Source organism: Leclercia sp. UBA5076, assembly GCF_002416465.1.
Lineage (GTDB): Bacteria > Pseudomonadota > Gammaproteobacteria > Enterobacterales > Enterobacteriaceae > Enterobacter.
In genome coordinates, this window is sequence record NZ_DIAO01000003.1 from 66,828 (window position 1) to 86,157 (window position 19,330).

Consider the following 19,330-nt stretch of genomic DNA (forward strand, 5'->3'; position numbering starts at 1 on the left):
TGCTACCCCTGCGGCTGATTGCTGATCAGCCGCGACATGGTCTCTAAAGAATCCGTTCTGAGAACGTACAAACGCTTTAACAAGAACGGATTATCTCCCGGCTTTACCTTGCCTTTTACCGTCGTCACCGCCAGATGAAAACCGGCGTCATTCGCCGCTTTTACCGCATTATCGTTGTAACCGCCAAACGGGTACGAAAGATAGAGCACGTGCGGGTTAAACTGCGCCAGCGCGCGGCGGGAGTGTTTGAAATCCATCACGATGTTGTGGTAACTGCGGCTGAGCAGGATCGGATGGCGGTTATTGTCCACCCGGTGCAGGAAATGGGTGTGCGACTGCACGTCAAAAACATCCTGGATCTCCCGCAGCTCGGAAATGCTCATAAACTGCAGCGTCTTTGGATCCCATTTTTGGGGATGCGCTTTGATGCGCGAGGAGATAATAAAGGCCGTGGCGTGAAAGCCGTACTGCCTGAGGATTGGCCAGGCGTAGCGGCTGACCGACTTCAGGCCGTCGTCAAAGGTGATCACCACTGCCCTGGCGGGCAGGTTCATTTTGTTACGCACATAACCTTCGAGCTGATACAGGGTCAGCGTGGTATAGCCCTGGTCGCGCAGCCAGGTCATCTGGTTATTGAAGGCACGTACGCTGGTGGTGGTTGAGGTATGGCGGAAACGGGTGTTCTCTTCATCGCGCAGGATATGGTGATAAGTGAGCACCGGCAGGCCATTATCTTCCTGCGCATCCAGGCTGCTGACCCAGGCCAGACGGTTAGCGATGCGGATCTGATACCACGTCTGATTCAGGCGATCCTTGAGTTTATTGAGGATCGGATAGCGCAGATTATCTGCCAGCGTACCGAACGGGGCGCTACCGGCGCTGGGCGCGTTGTAGATCGGCGTATCTTTCCACGTAATCAAATTCTGGTTGCTGAGAGGCTTATTCAGATCGCCAAGGCTATCCTCCACCCGCTGTTTGCCCTGCACTTCGCCCAGATGCCCTTTGTCGATAAAACCGGTGCCAAAGCCAAACCGGAACTCATAGTAATCTGCCGGGGTGGGAGAAACGGCGATGATCTGCCCGGCGCGCACATTGCCGACGGTCACGACGCGGTTACCTACCTGCGCCCAGATGGTGGCATCTTCGGTGGTTTGCATATAACGGGCCGGAGCCCCTTGCGGGCTTAGCAGACTGGCAGAAGCGCCGCCGGAAACCAGCAGAAGAAGCAGAAGAAAAATACGCGAGAACATAGAGAATTATTCAGTACGAAAATCGGACGACATTGTAGCAAAAGCACCGGTAATACCAATGTTTAATATTTCTCCGGTCCATGCAGCAGAACGAAGGGCGGGTTTTTCTGCTGCTGGTGCCACAGGCTGCTGACGTCCGGCGCGCCGTGGGCCACGATGGTGTTACGAAAGCTGACGCTGTCGGTCGTTTCACGCAGGGGGTACATCATCTCCAGCAGCGGATAGCTTATCCCGGAGATCACTTCGCAATTCTCATGCTTATGGCTGAGCAGGGCGGCTGCGCGATACGGCGCAGCGCCGGAGATGTCGGTCAGAAAGATCACCCCGTCACCGCTGTCGGCATGATGCTGGGCATCACACAACATACGGCTGAGCATATTGCAGCTTAAGCCGCGCCAGAAATTGACCACCTGGCATTGCTCCAGCGGCCCAAAGCGAGCGGCAAGCCGATCCGCCATCAGCTGCGCGTGTTCTTCATGGCACGTTATTACCCAACCCAGCATCGTCACCTCTCATCAGAAAGGAGTAGTGTAGCGGGAGAGATAAGGTATGGGGGTGACGGTGGTCAATAAAGCGGCCCGGCAACAGAACGCCGCCGGGCCTGATGGTTAGCTACGCAGCCCGCGTCCGCGCTGGATCAGATTCCAGCACAGCAGATAGAAGGCAACGATAAAGATCACCAGCACGCCAACGGTCGTCACCAGCGGCACATCGGAAATGCCGAGGAAACCAAAGCGGAAGCCGCTGATCATATAGACGATAGGGTTCAGGTGTGACAGCCCCTGCCAGAACGGCGGCAGCAGCGTCAGGGAGTAGAAGACCCCACCGAGGTAGGTGAGCGGCGTCAGGACGAAGGTCGGGATCAGGCTGATATCGTCAAAGGTTTTAGCGAATACCGCGTTCAGCAGCCCCGCCAGAGAGAACAGTATCGCCGTCAGCAGCAGCGTCAGGCCGACAAACAGCCAGGAGTGCACCTGGAATGGCACAAAGAACAGCGAAACGGCGGTGACCAGAATGCCGACGCAAAGGCCGCGCGCGACTCCGCCCCCGACGTAACCGGCGATGATGACGTGGGTAGGCACCGGCGCCACCAGCAGCTCTTCAATGTTGCGCTGGAACTTGGCGCTGAAGAACGACGACGCCACATTGGCGTAGGCGTTGGTGATGACCGCCATCATGATCAGGCCCGGCACAATAAACTGCATATAGGTAAAGCCGTGCATCTCGCCGATGCGCGAGCCAATCAGGTTGCCGAAGATAATAAAGTAGAGGGTCATAGTGATCACCGGCGGAACCAGGGTCTGGATCCAGATACGCATGAAACGGTTGATCTCTTTGGCCCAGATACTTTTCAGCGCCACCCAGTAAAGCTGCATCATGCGCGATCTCCTTGTTTCTCATGGACCAGCGAGACGAAGAGCTCTTCCAGTCGGTTTGCTTTGTTACGCATACTTAATACCTGAATCCCCTGCTCGCTCAGCTGGCTGAAGACGCTGTTGATCCCCTGCTCGCGCAGCACTTCCACTTCAAGCGTGGAGGTATCCACCAGACGGTACTGATAGCCGACCAGCTTCGGCAGCGGACTTTTTGCCGCCAGGTCGAGAATGAACGTCTCTGACTTCAGCTTGGAGAGCAGATCTTTCATTGAGGTGTTTTCCACCAGCTCGCCGTGCTGAATGATGCCGATATTGCGACAGAGCATCTCAGCCTCTTCCAGATAGTGGGTGGTGAGGATAATGGTGGTGCCTTTGTCGTTTAAATCCTTCAAAAAGCTCCACATTGAGCGGCGAAGCTCGATATCCACCCCGGCGGTGGGCTCATCGAGGATCAGCAGCTTTGGCTCGTGCATCAGGGCGCGGGCAATCATCAGACGACGCTTCATGCCGCCGGACAACATCCGCGCACGTTCGTTGCGTTTCTCCCACAGATCGAGCTGCTTAAGATACTTTTCGCTGCGCGCGACCGCCTCTTTGCGCTCGACGCCGTAGTAACCCGCCTGGTTCACCACAATCTGCTGTACGGTCTCAAACGGATTGAAGTTAAACTCCTGCGGCACCAGCCCCAGCTGGCGTTTGGCGTTGACCACATCTTTCTCCAGGTCATAGCCAAACACGCTCACCCGGCCGGAGGATTTGTTCACCAGCGAGCTGATGATACCGATGGTGGTGGATTTACCTGCCCCGTTAGGCCCCAGAAGCGCATAAAAATCACCGGCTTCTACTTTGAGATCTATCCCGCGCAGCGCCTGGACGCCGCCCGGATAGGTTTTTTTAAGTTGCTCAAGCTCAAGTGCAATCGCCATGAAATAAACTTACCTATAGTTCTGACACACGTTGTGTGGTTTCATTAAAAGTCGGGTTACCCTATAGTAGCGCAACGCAATCACTCGGTTACAGGCCGTTAGCCTCCATGAACGACATAGATACACTCATCAGCAATAACGCACTATGGTCAAAGATGCTGCTGGAAGAAGATTCCGGATTTTTTGAGAAACTGTCTCAGTCTCAGAAACCACGCTTTCTCTGGATTGGATGCTCCGACAGCCGCGTTCCGGCTGAACGTCTTACCGGCCTTGAACCTGGCGAACTCTTTGTTCACCGCAACGTTGCGAACCTGGTGATCCACACTGACCTGAACTGTCTCTCTGTGGTGCAGTATGCAGTAGATGTTCTGGAAGTCGAACACATCATCATTTGTGGTCACTACGGCTGCGGCGGCGTGCAGGCAGCGGTTGAAAATCCGGAACTGGGCCTTATCGACAACTGGCTACTGCACATTCGTGATATCTGGTTCAAACATAGCTCACTGTTGGGTCAAATGCCGCAGGAGCGCCGCCTGGACACCCTGTGCGAGCTGAACGTGATGGAACAGGTCTACAACCTCGGCCACTCCACCATTATGCAGTCGGCGTGGAAACGTGGGCAGAAGGTGACGATCCACGGCTGGGCGTATGGCATTCACGATGGCCTGCTGCGCGATCTGGAAGTGACCGCAACCAACCGAGAGACGCTGGAGCAGCGCTACCGTCAGGGTGTCTCTAACCTGACCCAGAAGCACGTTAACCACAAGTAAACGCAAAACGGCAACGCAAGTTGCCGTTTTTAGTCCGCAGGCCCGTTAAGCGTAGCGCCAACGGGTAATATCCGCCTTACTCGTCCAGCAGCACCACTTTGCCGACATACGGCAGATGGCGATAGCGCTGCGCGTAGTCAATCCCGTAGCCCACCACAAATTCGTCCGGGATCGAGAAACCGACAAACTCCACGGGAACGTCCACTTCACGGCGGGTCGGTTTATCCAGCAGGGTACAAATCGCCAGCGATTTTGGGCCGCGCAGGCTGAGAATTTCGCGTACTTTTGACAGGGTGTTCCCGGAATCGATGATGTCTTCCACAATCAGAACATCTTTGCCACGAATGTCTTCATCCAGATCTTTGAGAATTTTAACATCACGGGTGGTCGACATGCCGCTGCCATAGCTGGAGGCGGTCATAAAATCGACTTCATGGGAGACCTGCACTTCGCGGCAGAGATCGGCCATAAACATGAAGGAACCGCGTAACAGACCCACCAGCACCATCTCACTGCCGCTGTCTTTATAATGTTCGGTGATCTGACGACCAAGTTCGGCGATACGCGTTTTGATCTCCGCTTCAGGGATCATCACTTCAACAGTATGTTTCATTTTACTAACCGTATGATTTTATAACGAATTTCTCAATGCCTATGGATTCGCGTCCGGCATCGCTTCATAAGCCCTGAAGTATACCAGCAAATGGATCCTCCTGGCGCATGAGTTCACAAAAGCCATATTTGTGATTCCGATCACACTTGTTAAGTCCTATAATTAATTGCTACTAAATAATTAACAAACTTATCGAGTGTCTTTTATGGCGGAAACAAAAAATCAACATTCACGTTTACTCGTGAGGCTAACAGCCCTGTTCGCTGCATTTTGCGGACTGTATCTGTTAATCGGCGGGGTCTGGCTGGTAGCCATTGGCGGCTCCTGGTACTACCCGGTAGCAGGTGTGGTTATGCTCGGCGTCACCCTGCTTCTCTGGCGCAGTAAACAATCGGCACTGTGGCTCTACGCGGCCCTGCTGCTGGCTACGATGATCTGGGGCGTATGGGAGGTCGGCTTCGACTTCTGGGCCCTGACCCCGCGTAGCGACATTCTGGTCTTCTTCGGTATCTGGCTGATCCTGCCTTTCGTCTGGCGTCGTCTGCTTGTGCGCTCCAGCGGTGCGGTTGCCGCCCTGGTCGTGGCGCTGCTGATTAGCGGTGGCATCCTGACCTGGGCTGGCTTTAACGATCCGCAGGAGGTGAAAGGCACCCTGAATGCGGAATCTACGCCTGCGGCGGCGATCTCCGACGTGGCAGATGGTGACTGGCCTGCCTATGGCCGTAACCAGGAAGGTCAGCGTTACTCCCCGCTGAAGCAGATCAACGCGGACAACGTGAAAAACCTGAAAGAAGCCTGGGTATTCCGTACCGGCGATCTTAAGATGCCGAACGATCCGGGTGAACTGACCAACGAAGTGACCCCAATTAAAGTGGGCAACATGCTTTACCTCTGTACTGCGCACCAGCGTCTGTTCGCGCTTGATGCGGCCACCGGTAAAGAGAAATGGCACTTCGATCCGCAGCTGAAAACCAATAACCAGTTCCAGCACGTGACCTGCCGTGGCGTCTCTTACCACGAAGCACGCGCCGATAACGCCAGCCCGGAGGTGATCGCCGACTGTCCGCGCCGCATTATGCTACCGGTGAACGACGGTCGTCTGTTTGCCATCAACGCCGAAACCGGCAAGCTGTGCGAAACCTTTGCCAACAAAGGTGTGCTGAACCTGCAGACCAACATGCCGGATCAGACCCCGGGTCTGTATGAACCTACTTCACCCCCGATCATCACCGATAAAACTATCGTGATTGCCGGTTCGGTAACGGATAACTTCTCCGTTCGCGAAACCTCTGGCGTGATCCGCGGTTTTGACGTTAACACCGGTAAACTGCTGTGGGCCTTCGATCCGGGTGCGAAAGATCCAAACGCTATCCCGTCGGATGAACACACCTTTACCTTCAACTCGCCAAACTCCTGGGCGCCAGCCGCCTATGACGCGAAGCTGGACCTGGTCTACCTGCCGATGGGTGTGACCACGCCGGATATCTGGGGTGGCAACCGCACGCCAGAGCAGGAGCGTTATGCCAGCTCTGTTCTGGCGCTGAATGCGACCACCGGTAAACTGGCATGGAGCTACCAGACCGTTCACCACGATCTGTGGGATATGGACATGCCGTCCCAGCCGACGCTGGCAGACATTACCGTCAACGGTAAAACCGTACCGGTGATCTACGCCCCGGCGAAAACAGGCAACATCTTCGTGCTGGACCGTCGTAACGGCGAGCTGGTCGTGCCGGCACCGGAAAAACCGGTTCCGCAGGGCGCGGCGAAAGGCGACTATGTCACCAAAACCCAGCCGTTCTCCGATCTGAGCTTCCGTCCGAAGAAAGATCTCAGCGGCGCGGACATGTGGGGCGCCACCATGTTCGACCAGCTGGTATGCCGCGTGATGTTCCACCAGTTGCGCTATGAAGGCATCTTCACTCCACCATCCGAGCAGGGCACGCTGGTGTTCCCGGGTAACCTGGGGATGTTCGAATGGGGCGGTATCTCCGTTGACCCGAACCGTCAGGTGGCGATTGCCAACCCGATGGCGCTGCCGTTTGTCTCTAAACTGATCCCACGCGGCCCGGGCAACCCGATGGAACAGCCGAAAGATGCCCAGGGCACCGGTACGGAATCCGGTATTCAGCCGCAGTACGGCGTGCCGTATGGCGTGACGCTGAACCCGTTCCTCTCTCCGTTTGGCCTGCCGTGTAAACAGCCTGCCTGGGGTTATATCTCTGCGCTGGATCTGAAAACTAACCAGGTCGTCTGGAAAAAACGTATTGGTACGCCACAGGACAGCATGCCGTTCCCGATGCCGATCCCGGTGCCGTTCAATATGGGTATGCCGATGCTGGGTGGTCCAATCTCTACCGCTGGTAACGTGCTGTTCATCGCGGCAACCGCAGATAACTACCTGCGCGCGTACAACATGACCAACGGTGAGAAACTGTGGCAGGGCCGTCTGCCTGCGGGTGGACAGGCTACACCGATGACCTATGAAGTGAATGGCAAGCAGTATGTTGTCATCTCTGCGGGGGGTCATGGTTCGTTTGGGACGAAGATGGGCGACTATATTGTTGCCTATGCGTTGCCTGATGAAAAATAAGTGACTAAAAAGCCGGGTGGCGGCTTCGCCTTACCCGGCCTACAGTTCGAGCTCACGTAGGCCCGGTAAGCGTAGCGCCACCGGGCTTTTTTTATACCGTGAACCCCAGCATCATCCCGGTATCTTCATGCTCTAACAGATGGCAGTGCGCCATATAGGCATACTCCTTCGGCGCGTCATGATCGAACTTCACTAACACCTCGCTCACTCCGCCTTCAACGCGCACCGTATCCTTCCAGCCTGCGCGATGCACCGCTGGCGCTTTGCCGTTTTCCGTCAGGATGCGGAACTGGGTGCCGTGAATATGGAACGGATGCAGCATCATGTCCCCTTCCCCGGAGATCGTCCAACGTTCATACTGCCCTTTAGCGGCGGCAAACTGCGGCGTGTGCATATCGAAGGCTTTGCCATTGATCCGGTTGCCGTTGTGGAAATCGAACCCATGCATGCTGTGATCCATTCCCCCCATCTGGCCATGATTCATATGACCCTGCATCTGGCCGTGATGCATCCCCGCCATCGCCTGGTCGCCATACTTCTTCATCAACGCCTGCATGCCCATCATGTCGAGCATCGGGTCCATGGAGAGCTGGAGCTTGCGCTGGGTCAGCCCCTCCAGCGACGGCAGTGCGGGCAGCGTGGTCAGGGTGTCCGGCAGTGCGCCCGAGGCGGTCACCAGCAGCGGCTGAATGCGCAGCACCGGCTGCGGTTTATCGAAGGGGGCAACCGCCATTCCCATCTGGCTTACCGGCAGGGTTACCAGGTCAAAGGGCTTGCCGTCGCTGATGTCCACCAGCACCTCGAAACGCTCCCCCATCAGCATCGGCAGTTCGGTCACTTTTACCGGCTCAGCCAGTAGCCCGCCGTCGCTGGCGACGACATAGAGTGGACGCTTATCGCTGGCGGCGAAATTGAGCGAGCGGGCATTACAGCCGTTGAGCAGACGCAGGCGCAGCCACCCTTTCGGCGCATTGTGCTGCGGGTAGATCGCCCCGTTGGTCAGCAGCGTGTCGCCAAACCAGCCCACCGCGGCGCTCATTACATCCAGTTGATAGTCAATTTGCCCGTCGGCGGTAAATTTCTTGTCCTGCACGATCACCGGTACATCGTCAATGCCCCACTGCTTTGGCAGGCGCAGCAGACGGCTTTCGTCATCCTCAATCAGTAACAGCCCGGCTAACCCCATCGCCACCTGATGGCCGGTTTTACCGTGCTGATGGGGATGAAACCAGCAGGTCGCCGCTCGCTGCTCCGGCGTAAAGGTCACCGTCCGCTGGCCGCCGGGCTTAATGATACCGTGCGGTCCGCCGTCTACCTCACCCGGCACCTCCAGACCGTGCCAGTGGACGGTGGTCTCTTCGTTCAGGGTATTATGAATGTTAACGGTCAGCGCTTTTCCCTTGCGTAGCTGAATGGCCGGGCCCAGCAGGTTGCCGTTGTAACCCCAGGTGGTAGCGTGATGCGCACCAAAGGCGGTTTTCCCCGCCTGCACCACCAGATTCACCTGATTGCGTGCATCGGGAGCGAGTAAATTCGGGATCGGCAAAACAGGCCGCTCGGCGGCAAAGGCCGCGCGGCTCCAGAGGGGCAGCGCACTGGCGACGCCCAGTGCGGCAGAATATTTTAAAAAATCACGGCGTTGCATGTTCATCTCCTTATTCGCAGCAGTCAATGTTCTGAGCATAAACCCTCCCCTTGCCGGAAGGTCAAGAAAAGCCGCAATAATAAAGATCGTCGCACCGGCGGGAAGTGTGCTAACGTTGAATTTCCGTGACGTATTGGTAGAAGCAATGAAGACGTTTTTCCGAACAATTCTGTTCAGCACCCTGATGATTAGTTGCGCAAACAGCTATGCGCTGAGTGAAAATGAAGCCGAAGATATGGCGGATTTAACGGCGGTGTTCGTGTTCCTGAAAAACGACTGCGGCTACCAGAATTTACCCAACGGTCAGATTCGCCGCGCCCTGGTCTTTTTTGCTCAACAGAACCAGTGGGATCTGAGCAACTACGACAGTTTTGACATGAAAACCCTCGGTGAAGACAGCTACCGCGATCTCAGCGGCATCGGCATTCCCACGGCAAAAAAATGTAAAGCCCTGGCTCGCGACTCGCTGAGCCTTCTTGCCTACGTTAAGTAAATCCTCATCCGATGCCCCTTTGCTGAATTTATGACCGTGCAACCACGGTCATAGTTAGCTATGATGTTGCCCCCGTTTTATGCGGGTGTTAACAAAGGAGGTATCATCCCATGGCCGAAAAAAATATGTGGCATGAAACGCTGCATGACCATTTTGGACAGTACTTTGCCATTGATAACGTGCTCTATCATGAGAAAACCGATCATCAGGATCTGATCATTTTCGAAAACGCGGCCTTTGGCCGGGTGATGGCGCTGGATGGCGTGGTGCAAACCACCGAGCGTGACGAGTTCATTTATCATGAAATGATGACCCACGTCCCGCTGCTGGCACACGGCAATGCGAAACATGTGCTGATCATCGGCGGCGGCGACGGCGCTATGCTGCGCGAAGTCTCCCGCCATAAATCCATTGAAAGCATCACCATGGTCGAGATTGACGCGGGCGTCGTCTCTTTCTGCCGCCAGTACCTGCCGAACCATAATGCTGGCAGCTACGACGATCCGCGCTTTACGCTTGTGATCGACGACGGCGTCAATTTTGTTAACCAGACGACGCAGACCTTCGATGTGATCATCTCCGATTGCACCGATCCGATTGGTCCCGGTGAGAGTCTCTTTACCTCGGCCTTCTATGAAGGCTGCAAACGCTGCCTGAACCCTGGCGGTATCTTCGTTGCCCAGAACGGCGTCTGCTTCCTGCAGCAGGACGAGGCCATCGACAGCCACCGCAAGCTGAGCCACTACTTTACCGACGTCAGCTTCTACCAGGCGGCAATCCCGACCTATTACGGCGGTGTCATGACCTTTGCCTGGGCCACGGACAACGATGCCCTGCGCCATCTCTCCACCGGCATCATTCAGGCGCGCTTCCAGCAGGCGAATCTGACCTGCCGCTATTACAATCCGGCCGTCCATACCGCAGCCTTTGCCTTACCGCAATATTTGCACGATGCTCTGAGGGGGTGAACGAATTGAAAAAGCTGAAACTGCATGGCTTTAACAACCTGACCAAAAGCCTGAGTTTTTGTATTTACGATATCTGCTATGTAAAAACGGCGGAAGAGCGCGATGGTTATATCGCCTATATCGATGAACTCTATAACGCCAACCGACTGACTGAGATCCTGTCAGAAACCTGCTCTATCATTGGCGCCAATATCCTGAACATTGCGCGTCAGGATTATGAACCCCAGGGTGCCAGCGTCACCATTCTGGTCAGCGAGGAGCCCGTCGATCCCACCCTTATCGACCATACGGAGCATCCCGGTCCGCTGCCGGAAGCGGTGGTTGCCCATCTCGATAAAAGCCATATCTGCGTACATACCTACCCGGAGAGCCATCCGGAAGGTGGGCTGTGTACTTTCCGCGCCGATATTGAAGTGTCCACCTGCGGCGTGATCTCCCCGCTTAACGCGCTCAATTACTTAATTCATCAGCTTGAGTCCGATATCGTGACCATTGACTACCGTGTGCGCGGTTTTACCCGCGATATCAATGGTATGAAGCACTTTATCGACCATGAAATTAACTCCATTCAGAACTTCATGTCCGAAGACATGAAAGCGCTGTATGACATGATGGATGTGAATGTTTATCAGGAGAATATCTTCCATACCAAGATGCTGCTTAAGGAGTTCGACCTGAAGCACTACATGTTCCATACCCGGCCGGAAGATTTAAGCGAAGATGAGCGCAAGGTCATTACTGACCTGCTGTGGAAAGAGATGCGCGAAATTTACTACGGCCGCAATATCGCGACCGTATAAGATGCGTCAGGAGCAGGGATGCTCCTGATACTATTTCTGCTTCACAAACTCGCGGTAGGCCGCCACCACCTGCAGAAAATCCTCTACGCCGCACAGCGACAGACTCTCTTCATCGTAGTAGCTCATCCCCTCTTCCATCTCGTCGCCGGAAAACTCCAGCTGATTGGCACGAACCATGACCTCTTCGCCATCCATCCACAGCGTGTATTCATGCCCGGCGCGTTGCCAGGATCGTTCACTGCCTTTGACCGTGTGCGCAGCCTGTTCCACTTCATCGAGCAGGCCCAGATTCTCTTTTACTTCCTCGTTGAACCAGTGACCGACCACCTCGTGGCCCATCGACATCCGCACTTTCACCACACCGGTGATATCACGCAGAAATTCGTAATCCATAGTATTTTCCTCTGCAAAGCTCTTGCAGTAATTATCGCAGCAGCGGGGAAGAAAAAAAGCCGAACGGGTGGAAGGAATGAAAATAAAAAACCCACCGCGTGTGCGATGGGTTTGACAGGCCCGGTAAGCGTCGAGCCACCGGGCAATGAGGCGTTGATTACACCGCCGTCTGGAAGATCACCCCGTCCGCTTTCTCGGTGTACTGAGAGAGCTGGTCGAAGTTCAGATAGCGATAGGTATCCACCGCGGTCTTATCTACCTGCGACACGAAGGTCTGGTACTCTTCCGGCGTTGGCAGTTTACCAATCAGCGCTGCAACCGCCGCCAGCTCCGCAGAGGCCAGGTAGACGTTTGCACCGGTACCTAAACGGTTCGGGAAGTTACGGGTAGAGGTGGAAACCACCGTCGCACCGTCAGCCACGCGCGCCTGGTTACCCATACAGAGGGAACAGCCAGGGATTTCGATACGCGCCCCGCTCTTACCAAACACGCTGTAGTAGCCCTCTTCCGTCAGCTGAGCCGCATCCATACGGGTTGGCGGCGCCACCCACAGACGGGTTGGCAGCTGGCCTTTGTGGGTATCCAGCAGTTTACCGGCAGCGCGGAAGTGACCGATGTTGGTCATGCAGGAGCCGATGAACACTTCGTCGATCTTGTCGCCCTGAACGTCAGAGAGCAGACGCGCGTCATCCGGATCGTTCGGCGCACAGAGGATTGGCTCTTTGATGTCAGCCAGGTCGATCTCGATCACCGCGGCATATTCTGCATCGGCGTCGGCTTCCAGCAGCTGTGGATCTGCCAGCCATTTCTCCATGCCCTGAATACGACGCTCCAGGGTACGGCGGTCGCCGTAGCCTTCAGCAATCATCCACTTCAGCAGCACGATGTTGGAGGTCAGGTACTCGATAATCGGCTCTTTGTTGAGCTTGATGGTACAGCCCGCAGCGGAACGCTCGGCGGAGGCATCGGTCAGCTCGAACGCCTGCTCCACTTTCAGCTCCGGCAGACCTTCGATCTCCAGGATACGGCCAGAGAAGATGTTCTTTTTACCTTTCTTCTCAACGGTCAGCAGGCCCTGTTTGATGGCGTACAGCGGGATCGCATGCACTAGGTCGCGCAGGGTGATGCCCGGCTGCATTTTACCTTTGAAACGCACCAGCACCGATTCCGGCATGTCCAGCGGCATGACGCCGGTCGCGGCAGCAAAGGCCACCAGGCCGGAGCCCGCCGGGAAGGAGATGCCAATCGGGAAGCGGGTGTGGGAGTCACCACCGGTACCGACGGTATCCGGCAGCAGCATGCGGTTCAGCCAGGAGTGGATCACGCCGTCGCCCGGACGCAGGGAGACACCGCCGCGGTTCATGATGAAGTCTGGCAGCGTGTGGTGCGTGGTGACGTCAACCGGCTTCGGATAGGCCGCGGTGTGGCAGAAGGACTGCATCACCAGGTCTGAGGAGAAGCCCAGGCACGCCAGGTCTTTCAGTTCGTCACGGGTCATCGGACCGGTGGTATCCTGAGAGCCCACGGAGGTCATCTTCGGCTCGCAGTACGCACCCGGACGGATACCGGCTACGCCGCATGCACGGCCAACCATTTTCTGCGCCAGAGAGTAACCACGGTTGCTTTCCGCCACGTCTTTTGCCTGACGGAATACGTCTGAGTGCGGCAGACCCAGCGCTTCACGCGCTTTGGTAGTCAGGCCACGACCGATGATCAGCGGGATACGGCCACCGGCACGCACTTCGTCAATCAGCACGTCGGTTTTCAGTTCAAAGCTCGCCAGCAGCTCGTTGGTTTCGTGGTTACGCACTTCGCCTTTGAACGGGTAAACGTCAATCACGTCGCCCATGTTCAGGTTAGAGACATCCACTTCAATTGGCAGTGCCCCCGCATCTTCCATGGTGTTGAAGAAGATTGGCGCAATTTTGCCGCCGAGGCACAGGCCACCGCCACGTTTGTTCGGCACGTGTGGGATATCATCACCCATGAACCACAGCACGGAGTTGGTCGCGGATTTACGGGAAGAGCCGGTACCGACTACGTCACCGACGTACGCCAGCGGGAAGCCTTTTTTCTGCAGGGCTTCGATCTGTTTGATCGGGCCGACAGCGCCTGGCTGATCCGGCTCAATGCCTTCGCGGGCGTTTTTCAGCATCGCCAGGGCGTGCAGTGGGATATCAGGGCGTGACCACGCATCCGGCGCCGGAGAGAGATCATCGGTGTTAGTTTCGCCCGTCACCTTGAAGACGGTAACGGTCATTTTTTCCGCCAGCGCAGGGCGGCTCAGGAACCACTCGGCATCCGCCCAGGACTGCATCACCTGCTTCGCGTAGCTGTTGCCCGCTTTGGCTTTCTCTTCTACGTCGTAGAAGTTATCGAACATCAGCAGCGTATGGGACAGGGCTTTGGCGGCGCCAGGCGCCAGCGTGTCGCTGTCCAGGGCATCGATCAGCGGATGAATGTTATAACCACCCTGCATGGTGCCGAGCAGTTCAATCGCTTTTTCAGGGGTAACCAGTGGGGAGGTTGCGTCGCCTTTGGCAATCGCAGCAAGGAAACCGGCTTTTACGTAGGCAGCTTCATCTACGCCTGGCGGTACGCGGTTGATCAACAGATCTAACAGGAATTCTTCTTCGCCTTTTGGCGGATTCTTCAGCAGCTCGACGAGCGCGGCCATTTGGGTTGCATCTAACGGTTTGGGTACAATCCCCTCGGCGGCACGTTCTGCTACGTGCTTACGGTATTCTTCTAGCACGACGGTTCTCCTCGCTCTCATTGTCATATGCGGCGGGCGTTCTCTTCACGCTCCTGTGAGACAGCAGTTTGTAGGGTATATGCCCGATACCGCGTCGGGCAGCATAGCAGGATTTTCAGACAGTGTTAATCCGTTTACAAAAAAGCAACATTAAATTGTTTGCTGAATCGTTAAGCATGGTGTAGCGGCACGCTGCTGTGTAATAAATAGTCACACTCTTTGCCCGATGAAGGCCCACGGTTCCACCCGTAAAGTCAAAAAGCGAGGGACGGGAAGATTATACTCCCGGCATAACTCTTCTCTTCGGAGTCTTTATGAAGCTGCCCTTTTCCCCAACGTTGCTCGCCCTTCTCTGTAGCGTCGGGCTATTTGCCGCCTCCGGGGTGATGTATGTTAAAAGCCGCGCGCCAGAAACCGTAAGCGAAGCTGCGCCAGCTACAACGGCTGCCACTCCACCAGCGCCCGTTGCCGCCCCAGTCTATAGCGCCGCACAAATTGACCAGTGGGTTGCGCCCATCGCGCTCTATCCCGACCCCCTCCTGTCACAGATTCTGATGGCCTCGACCTACCCTTCCAGCGTTATCCAGGCGGCGCAGTGGTCGCAGGATAATCCCAAAATGGAGGGTGATGCCGCCATTCAGGCCGTCTCCGGTCAGCCCTGGGACGCCAGCGTGAAATCCCTGGTCGCCTTCCCGCAGCTTATGTCGTTGCTGGGCGGCAACCCCGAATGGGTACAAAATCTGGGAGACGCTTTCCTGGCGCAGCCAAAAGATGTGATGGACGCCGTGCAACGCCTGCGCGCGCTGGCGCAGCAAACCGGGGCGTTAACATCGACGCCGCAGCAAAAAGTGACGGTAGCGACAGTACCCACCTCAACCGCTACGGTGAAAACAGCCTCCACGCCCAGCCAGACGGTGATCAAAATAGAGCCTGCCGACCCGCAGGTGGTCTATGTGCCATCCTATAACCCATCTGTGGTGTATGGAACCTGGCCCAACGCCAGCTATCCGCCGGTATATCTGCCCCCTTCTCCCGGTCAGCAATTTACCAGCAGCTTTGTGAAAGGGTTTGGCTATAGCCTGGGTGTCGCCACCACCTACGCGCTCTTTAGCAGTATCGACTGGGATCATCACGACGATGACCACCATCATCACGATGACGATCATCACGACGACCATCATCATGATGGTTATTCGCATAATGGCGATAATATCAATATCAACGTTAACAATTACAACAAGATAACCGGAGCGCACCGCACAGATAACCACATGGCCTGGCAGCATAACCCGGCTTATCGCAACGGCGTTCCCTACACCAATAGCCAGCTCGCCAGCCACTTTCACCAGACCCATATTTCCCAGGGGCTGAGCGCGACAGAGCATCAGTCGGTCAACCGCGACAGCCAGCGTCAGGCGGCGATGGCGCAGGTGCAGCAGTCGACGGGCAAATCGCTGACCCAGCTCAGGCAACCTGCAACCCTGCATGGACAGCACCCGACCTCCAGCCAGCAGCTTAAACAGATCTCACAGCGGAACAATTTCCGTGGTTACGACAGCCCACCGCCCCGGATGCAGCATCGCCTTAGCCAGCCGCATACTGAGTACAAACAGGCTGCGCGCCCTGTGGAGCATGACTCCCGACCACTACGCGCCAATGCGCTGAGCGGTAACGACAGCCGCTCAGCTAACTGGCGGGCCCAGCAGCAACGCGGGCTGGAAAGCCGCCAACGCGCTTCGCTTAACGGCGAGCAGCGTGCGGACCTGCGAGAGCAGCGGTTCGAACGCCATGTTGAACACCGTGAATTACGCCATCGTTAAGGAAGCCGTCATGAAAAGTAAACCGATCGCGGGCGTCTTATTGCTGATGGTTTCATCATTTGCCGTCGCCCAGGCGCATTTTCCTACGCCCGACGGGGCTGCCAGCGCGCTGACCAAAGCCATTAGCGAGCAAGATCAACGCGCCATGCAGGATCTGCTGGGTGATAACTGGCACGATGCGCTACCGCCGGAAGGGGTCGATCCTGACGCGGTGGATCGTTTTCTGCGCGACTGGCAGGTTAAGCATGAGATAGTCCTCGACGGAGAGGTTGCCCATCTGGCCGTTGGCAGCAGCGGCTGGCAGCTACCTGTCCCGTTGGTTAAAACCGCCGAAGGCTGGCGCTTTGATATGAAGGCTGGCGCAGAGGAAATTCAGACCCGGGAAATCGGTCGAAATGAACTGGCGGCCATGGAAGCGCTGCATGCGTATGTTGATGCCCAGCAGAGTTACTACGCGCTGAATCATCGGTATGCACAAAGCATCGTCAGCACTCCGGGGAAAAAAGAGGGTCTTTACTGGCCCACAGTCCCAGGCGAAGCGCCAAGCCCGCTGGGTCCGGCATTCAACCCGCCGCAACCGGGCGAAGGCTACCACGGCTATCATTTCCGCATCTTACCCGCTCAGGAGGGATTTGCGATGGTCGCCTGGCCCGTAAGCTACGGTCAGACAGGGATAATGAGCTTTATCATCGATCAAGATGACAAGGTGTATCAGCGCAATCTCGGCGCGGATTCACAGCAACAGGCGCAGGCGATGAGCGCCTTTACGACGGCGCCAGGCTGGCAGCCGGTGGCCCGCTAAGGAATGGGCCCGGATGCGGCTTCGCCTTACCCGGGCGATTATCAACAAGCCCGGATAAGGTGTTTGCTCCGCATCCGGGAATCAGCATTATCCCTGATGCGGCATCAGCTCAGGATAGCCTTTAAAAGCCGATTTCGTGCTGGTTAAGGCCGCCTCATCATCATGAATACTGCCAGAGTTCGCTGCCCAGACGCCTTCCTGAGTATGGGTGATCTGTTGGTGCCGCGCATTCAGATCCTGCCCCATCGCAGCAATGTGCGTACTTTCGGTTACCCCGCTGTTAGCGGCCCACGGAATCACCGGATCGCTGGCGCAGGCCATACCGGATACCAGAACAGTCAGTAACAGAGCAGGCTTTAAAAAGCGTTTCATTACATTCCCTCAATTTAATTACCCTGCTACTAGTTTACTACGTTACCAGTGTCAGGGAATGACAAGTTACTGGGAATTATTTCTTGTGAAACAAGGTGTTGTTTAGATAATCAATTGTCAAAATTGTTAACACACCGGCAGGTTGGCAGGCACAAAAAAAGCGGCCACAGGCCGCCTGATTAAGAGCCAGAAAGCAGAGGGCGCCTTCTGGCTGGTCAGCGTAAGCTTACTTCTTCTTCGCTTTCGCGTTTGGCAGGTCGGTGATGCTGCCTTCAAACACTTCTGCCGCCAGGCCAACGGACTCGTGCAGAGTCGGGTGAGCGTGGATGGTCAGCGCGATGTCTTCAGCGTCGCAACCCATTTCGATCGCCAGACCGATCTCGCCCAGCAGCTCGCCGCCGTTGGTGCCGACAATCGCACCACCGATTACACGGTGAGTCTCTTTGTCGAAGATCAGTTTGGTCATACCGTCTGCGCAGTCGGAAGCGATAGCACGGCCAGAAGCAGCCCACGGGAAGGTGGCAGTTTCGTAGCTGATGCCTTTCTCTTTCGCTTCTTTCTCGGTCAGACCGACCCATGCCACTTCTGGCTCGGTGTAGGCGATAGATGGGATCACTTTCGGGTCGAAGTAGTGCTTCATCCCGGCGATAACTTCTGCGGCAACGTGGCCTTCGTGAACACCTTTATGCGCCAGCATTGGCTGACCGACGATATCGCCGATAGCAAAGATGTGCGGCACGTTAGTGCGCAGCTGTTTGTCAACGCGGATGAAACCACGGTCGTCCACTTCCACGCCCGCTGCACCTGCATTGAGGTTTTTACCGTTCGGCACACGACCGATCGCCACCAGCACGGCGTCGTAACGCTGCGCTTCAGCAGGGGCTTTTTTACCTTCCATGGAAACGTAAATACCGTCTTCTTTCGCTTCAACGGCAGTCACTTTGGTTTCCAGCATCAGGTTGAATTTCTTGCTGATGCGTTTGGTGAAGACTTTAACGATGTCTTTGTCAGCAGCCGGGATAACCTGGTCGAACATCTCAACCACGTCAATGTCTGAACCCAGCGCATGGTAAACGGTACCCATTTCCAGACCGATAATACCACCGCCCATAACCAGCAGGCGTTTTGGTACTTCTTTCAGCTCCAGCGCATCGGTGGAGTCCCATACGCGCGGATCTTCATGTGGAATGAATGGCAGTTCGATCGGACGGGAGCCCGCCGCGATGATCGCGTTGTCGAAGTTGATTACGGTTTTGCCGTTTTCGCCTTCCACTTCCAGGGTGTTGGCACCGGTGAATTTACCCAGACCGTTAACTACTTTTACTTTACGGCCTTTAGCCATACCAGCCAGACCGCCGGTCAGCTGATTGATGACTTTCTCTTTCCAGGTACGAATTTTATCGATATCGGTTTTCGGCTCGCCGAAGACGATACCGTGTTCAGCCAGCGCTTTGGCTTCTTCGATAACTTTCGCTACGTGCAGCAGCGCTTTAGAAGGGATACAGCCGACGTTCAGACAAACACCACCCAGGGTGTTGTAGCGTTCTACGATGACGGTTTCCAGACCTAAATCAGCGCAACGGAAGGCAGCAGAATAACCTGCCGGGCCTGCCCCAAGTACCACGACCTGAGTTTTGATTTCAGTACTCATCATGACCTCTTATTGATTTCCGGCGGTCCAGGTACTTTGTCGCCCTTCATCCACCGGGACGTTCTATCCGCCCGCAGTTTACAAAATTGTTAACAATTTTGAA

At 55.8% G+C, this 19,330-nt stretch carries 17 protein-coding genes; 7 read left to right on the forward strand and 10 right to left on the reverse strand.

Features of this window, described 5'->3' with window-relative positions; genetic code table 11:
* Positions 1-2 precede the first annotated feature (2 nt).
* The 4 genes from B3X29_RS02035 to B3X29_RS02050 all read right to left on the reverse strand — a co-directional run bounded on the left by B3X29_RS02035 (position 3) and on the right by B3X29_RS02050 (position 3,552).
* Positions 3-1,250 carry a polysaccharide deacetylase family protein gene (locus B3X29_RS02035; protein ID WP_103178309.1) on the reverse strand — a complete coding sequence of 416 codons (1,248 nt, stop codon included), beginning with the start codon at positions 1,248-1,250 and terminating at the stop codon, positions 3-5.
* A 62-nt stretch (positions 1,251-1,312) separates the two neighbouring features.
* Complete coding sequence (locus tag B3X29_RS02040; protein WP_156653922.1) at positions 1,313-1,753, reverse strand: PTS sugar transporter subunit IIA; 441 nt, start codon at positions 1,751-1,753, stop codon at positions 1,313-1,315.
* A 105-nt stretch (positions 1,754-1,858) separates the two neighbouring features.
* Positions 1,859-2,629 (reverse strand): ABC transporter permease, encoded by a 771-nt coding sequence (locus tag B3X29_RS02045; RefSeq protein ID WP_103178307.1) that lies wholly within the window; start codon positions 2,627-2,629, stop codon positions 1,859-1,861.
* Positions 2,626-3,552, reverse strand: coding sequence for an ABC transporter ATP-binding protein (locus B3X29_RS02050; RefSeq protein ID WP_103178306.1), 927 nt, complete (start codon positions 3,550-3,552; stop codon positions 2,626-2,628). The genes B3X29_RS02045 and B3X29_RS02050 overlap by 4 nt, the downstream gene beginning before the upstream one ends.
* Positions 3,553-3,659: 107 nt before the next feature.
* Between B3X29_RS02050 and can the strand changes: the two genes are divergently transcribed.
* Complete coding sequence (gene can, locus B3X29_RS02055) at positions 3,660-4,322, forward strand: carbonate dehydratase (protein ID WP_103178305.1); 663 nt, start codon at positions 3,660-3,662, stop codon at positions 4,320-4,322.
* 76 nt (positions 4,323-4,398) lie between these two features.
* Here can and hpt read toward each other — a convergent pair whose 3' ends face one another.
* A complete protein-coding gene (gene hpt / locus B3X29_RS02060) occupies positions 4,399-4,935 on the reverse strand; it encodes a hypoxanthine phosphoribosyltransferase (RefSeq protein ID WP_103178304.1) in 537 nt (178 codons plus the stop codon).
* 205 nt (positions 4,936-5,140) lie between these two features.
* Here hpt and B3X29_RS02065 point away from each other — a divergent pair, with 205 nt between their 5' ends.
* Positions 5,141-7,528: a glucose/quinate/shikimate family membrane-bound PQQ-dependent dehydrogenase gene (locus tag B3X29_RS02065; RefSeq protein ID WP_103178303.1), complete on the forward strand. Its 2,388-nt coding sequence runs from the start codon at positions 5,141-5,143 to the stop codon at positions 7,526-7,528.
* A gap of 91 nt (positions 7,529-7,619) precedes the next feature.
* Here the strand turns inward: B3X29_RS02065 and cueO are convergent, their stop codons facing one another.
* Positions 7,620-9,173, reverse strand: coding sequence for a multicopper oxidase CueO (cueO, locus tag B3X29_RS02070; RefSeq protein WP_159339976.1), 1,554 nt, complete (start codon positions 9,171-9,173; stop codon positions 7,620-7,622).
* 145 nt (positions 9,174-9,318) lie between these two features.
* Between cueO and B3X29_RS02075 the strand changes: the two genes are divergently transcribed.
* The 3 genes from B3X29_RS02075 to speD all read left to right on the forward strand — a co-directional run bounded on the left by B3X29_RS02075 (position 9,319) and on the right by speD (position 11,434).
* Entirely contained in the window at positions 9,319-9,666 is a 348-nt protein-coding gene (locus tag B3X29_RS02075; protein WP_103178301.1) for a YacC family pilotin-like protein, read from the forward strand.
* Positions 9,667-9,776: 110 nt separating this feature from the next.
* Entirely contained in the window at positions 9,777-10,634 is an 858-nt protein-coding gene (gene speE / locus B3X29_RS02080; protein ID WP_103178300.1) for a polyamine aminopropyltransferase, read from the forward strand.
* Between the two features lie 5 nt (positions 10,635-10,639).
* Positions 10,640-11,434, forward strand: a complete 795-nt coding sequence (speD, locus tag B3X29_RS02085) for an adenosylmethionine decarboxylase (protein WP_103181029.1) — start codon at positions 10,640-10,642, stop codon at positions 11,432-11,434.
* Between the two features lie 30 nt (positions 11,435-11,464).
* On the opposite strand, the gene yacL is transcribed toward speD, so the two are convergent.
* Positions 11,465-11,827: a protein YacL gene (gene yacL, locus B3X29_RS02090; RefSeq protein WP_159339977.1), complete on the reverse strand. Its 363-nt coding sequence runs from the start codon at positions 11,825-11,827 to the stop codon at positions 11,465-11,467.
* 157 nt (positions 11,828-11,984) lie between these two features.
* Positions 11,985-14,582, reverse strand: a complete 2,598-nt coding sequence (gene acnB, locus B3X29_RS02095) for a bifunctional aconitate hydratase 2/2-methylisocitrate dehydratase (protein WP_156653918.1) — start codon at positions 14,580-14,582, stop codon at positions 11,985-11,987.
* Between the two features lie 314 nt (positions 14,583-14,896).
* Between acnB and B3X29_RS02100 the strand changes: the two genes are divergently transcribed.
* The gene (locus tag B3X29_RS02100; protein ID WP_159339978.1) at positions 14,897-16,402 is read left to right on the forward strand and encodes a DUF3300 domain-containing protein; all 1,506 of its coding nucleotides are present in this window, start codon (positions 14,897-14,899) and stop codon (positions 16,400-16,402) included.
* Positions 16,403-16,412: 10 nt separating this feature from the next.
* Positions 16,413-17,204, forward strand: coding sequence for a DUF2950 family protein (locus B3X29_RS02105; protein WP_103178296.1), 792 nt, complete (start codon positions 16,413-16,415; stop codon positions 17,202-17,204).
* Between the two features lie 87 nt (positions 17,205-17,291).
* Here the strand turns inward: B3X29_RS02105 and B3X29_RS02110 are convergent, their stop codons facing one another.
* Positions 17,292-17,576 carry a hypothetical protein gene (locus tag B3X29_RS02110; RefSeq protein ID WP_159339979.1) on the reverse strand — a complete coding sequence of 95 codons (285 nt, stop codon included), beginning with the start codon at positions 17,574-17,576 and terminating at the stop codon, positions 17,292-17,294.
* Positions 17,577-17,802: 226 nt separating this feature from the next.
* The gene (gene lpdA, locus B3X29_RS02115; protein ID WP_103178294.1) at positions 17,803-19,227 is read right to left on the reverse strand and encodes a dihydrolipoyl dehydrogenase; all 1,425 of its coding nucleotides are present in this window, start codon (positions 19,225-19,227) and stop codon (positions 17,803-17,805) included.
* Between the last annotated feature and the right edge of the window lie 103 nt (positions 19,228-19,330).

What these genes read in the sequence shown, in the direction of transcription:
- B3X29_RS02110 (WP_159339979.1), bottom strand. Translation starts at nt 17,576, where the DNA reads ATGAAACGCTTTTTAAAGCCTGCTCTGTTACTGACTGTTCTGGTATCC.
- B3X29_RS02075 (WP_103178301.1), top strand. Translation starts at nt 9,319, where the DNA reads ATGAAGACGTTTTTCCGAACAATTCTGTTCAGCACCCTGATGATTAGT.
- yacL (WP_159339977.1), bottom strand. Translation starts at nt 11,827, where the DNA reads ATGGATTACGAATTTCTGCGTGATATCACCGGTGTGGTGAAAGTGCGG.
- speE (WP_103178300.1), top strand. Translation starts at nt 9,777, where the DNA reads ATGGCCGAAAAAAATATGTGGCATGAAACGCTGCATGACCATTTTGGA.
- lpdA (WP_103178294.1), bottom strand. Translation starts at nt 19,227, where the DNA reads ATGAGTACTGAAATCAAAACTCAGGTCGTGGTACTTGGGGCAGGCCCG.
- B3X29_RS02050 (WP_103178306.1), bottom strand. Translation starts at nt 3,552, where the DNA reads ATGGCGATTGCACTTGAGCTTGAGCAACTTAAAAAAACCTATCCGGGC.
- B3X29_RS02100 (WP_159339978.1), top strand. Translation starts at nt 14,897, where the DNA reads ATGAAGCTGCCCTTTTCCCCAACGTTGCTCGCCCTTCTCTGTAGCGTC.
- B3X29_RS02035 (WP_103178309.1), bottom strand. Translation starts at nt 1,250, where the DNA reads ATGTTCTCGCGTATTTTTCTTCTGCTTCTTCTGCTGGTTTCCGGCGGC.
- hpt (WP_103178304.1), bottom strand. Translation starts at nt 4,935, where the DNA reads ATGAAACATACTGTTGAAGTGATGATCCCTGAAGCGGAGATCAAAACG.
- B3X29_RS02105 (WP_103178296.1), top strand. Translation starts at nt 16,413, where the DNA reads ATGAAAAGTAAACCGATCGCGGGCGTCTTATTGCTGATGGTTTCATCA.
- cueO (WP_159339976.1), bottom strand. Translation starts at nt 9,173, where the DNA reads ATGCAACGCCGTGATTTTTTAAAATATTCTGCCGCACTGGGCGTCGCC.
- B3X29_RS02065 (WP_103178303.1), top strand. Translation starts at nt 5,141, where the DNA reads ATGGCGGAAACAAAAAATCAACATTCACGTTTACTCGTGAGGCTAACA.
- B3X29_RS02045 (WP_103178307.1), bottom strand. Translation starts at nt 2,629, where the DNA reads ATGATGCAGCTTTACTGGGTGGCGCTGAAAAGTATCTGGGCCAAAGAG.
- can (WP_103178305.1), top strand. Translation starts at nt 3,660, where the DNA reads ATGAACGACATAGATACACTCATCAGCAATAACGCACTATGGTCAAAG.
- B3X29_RS02040 (WP_156653922.1), bottom strand. Translation starts at nt 1,753, where the DNA reads ATGCTGGGTTGGGTAATAACGTGCCATGAAGAACACGCGCAGCTGATG.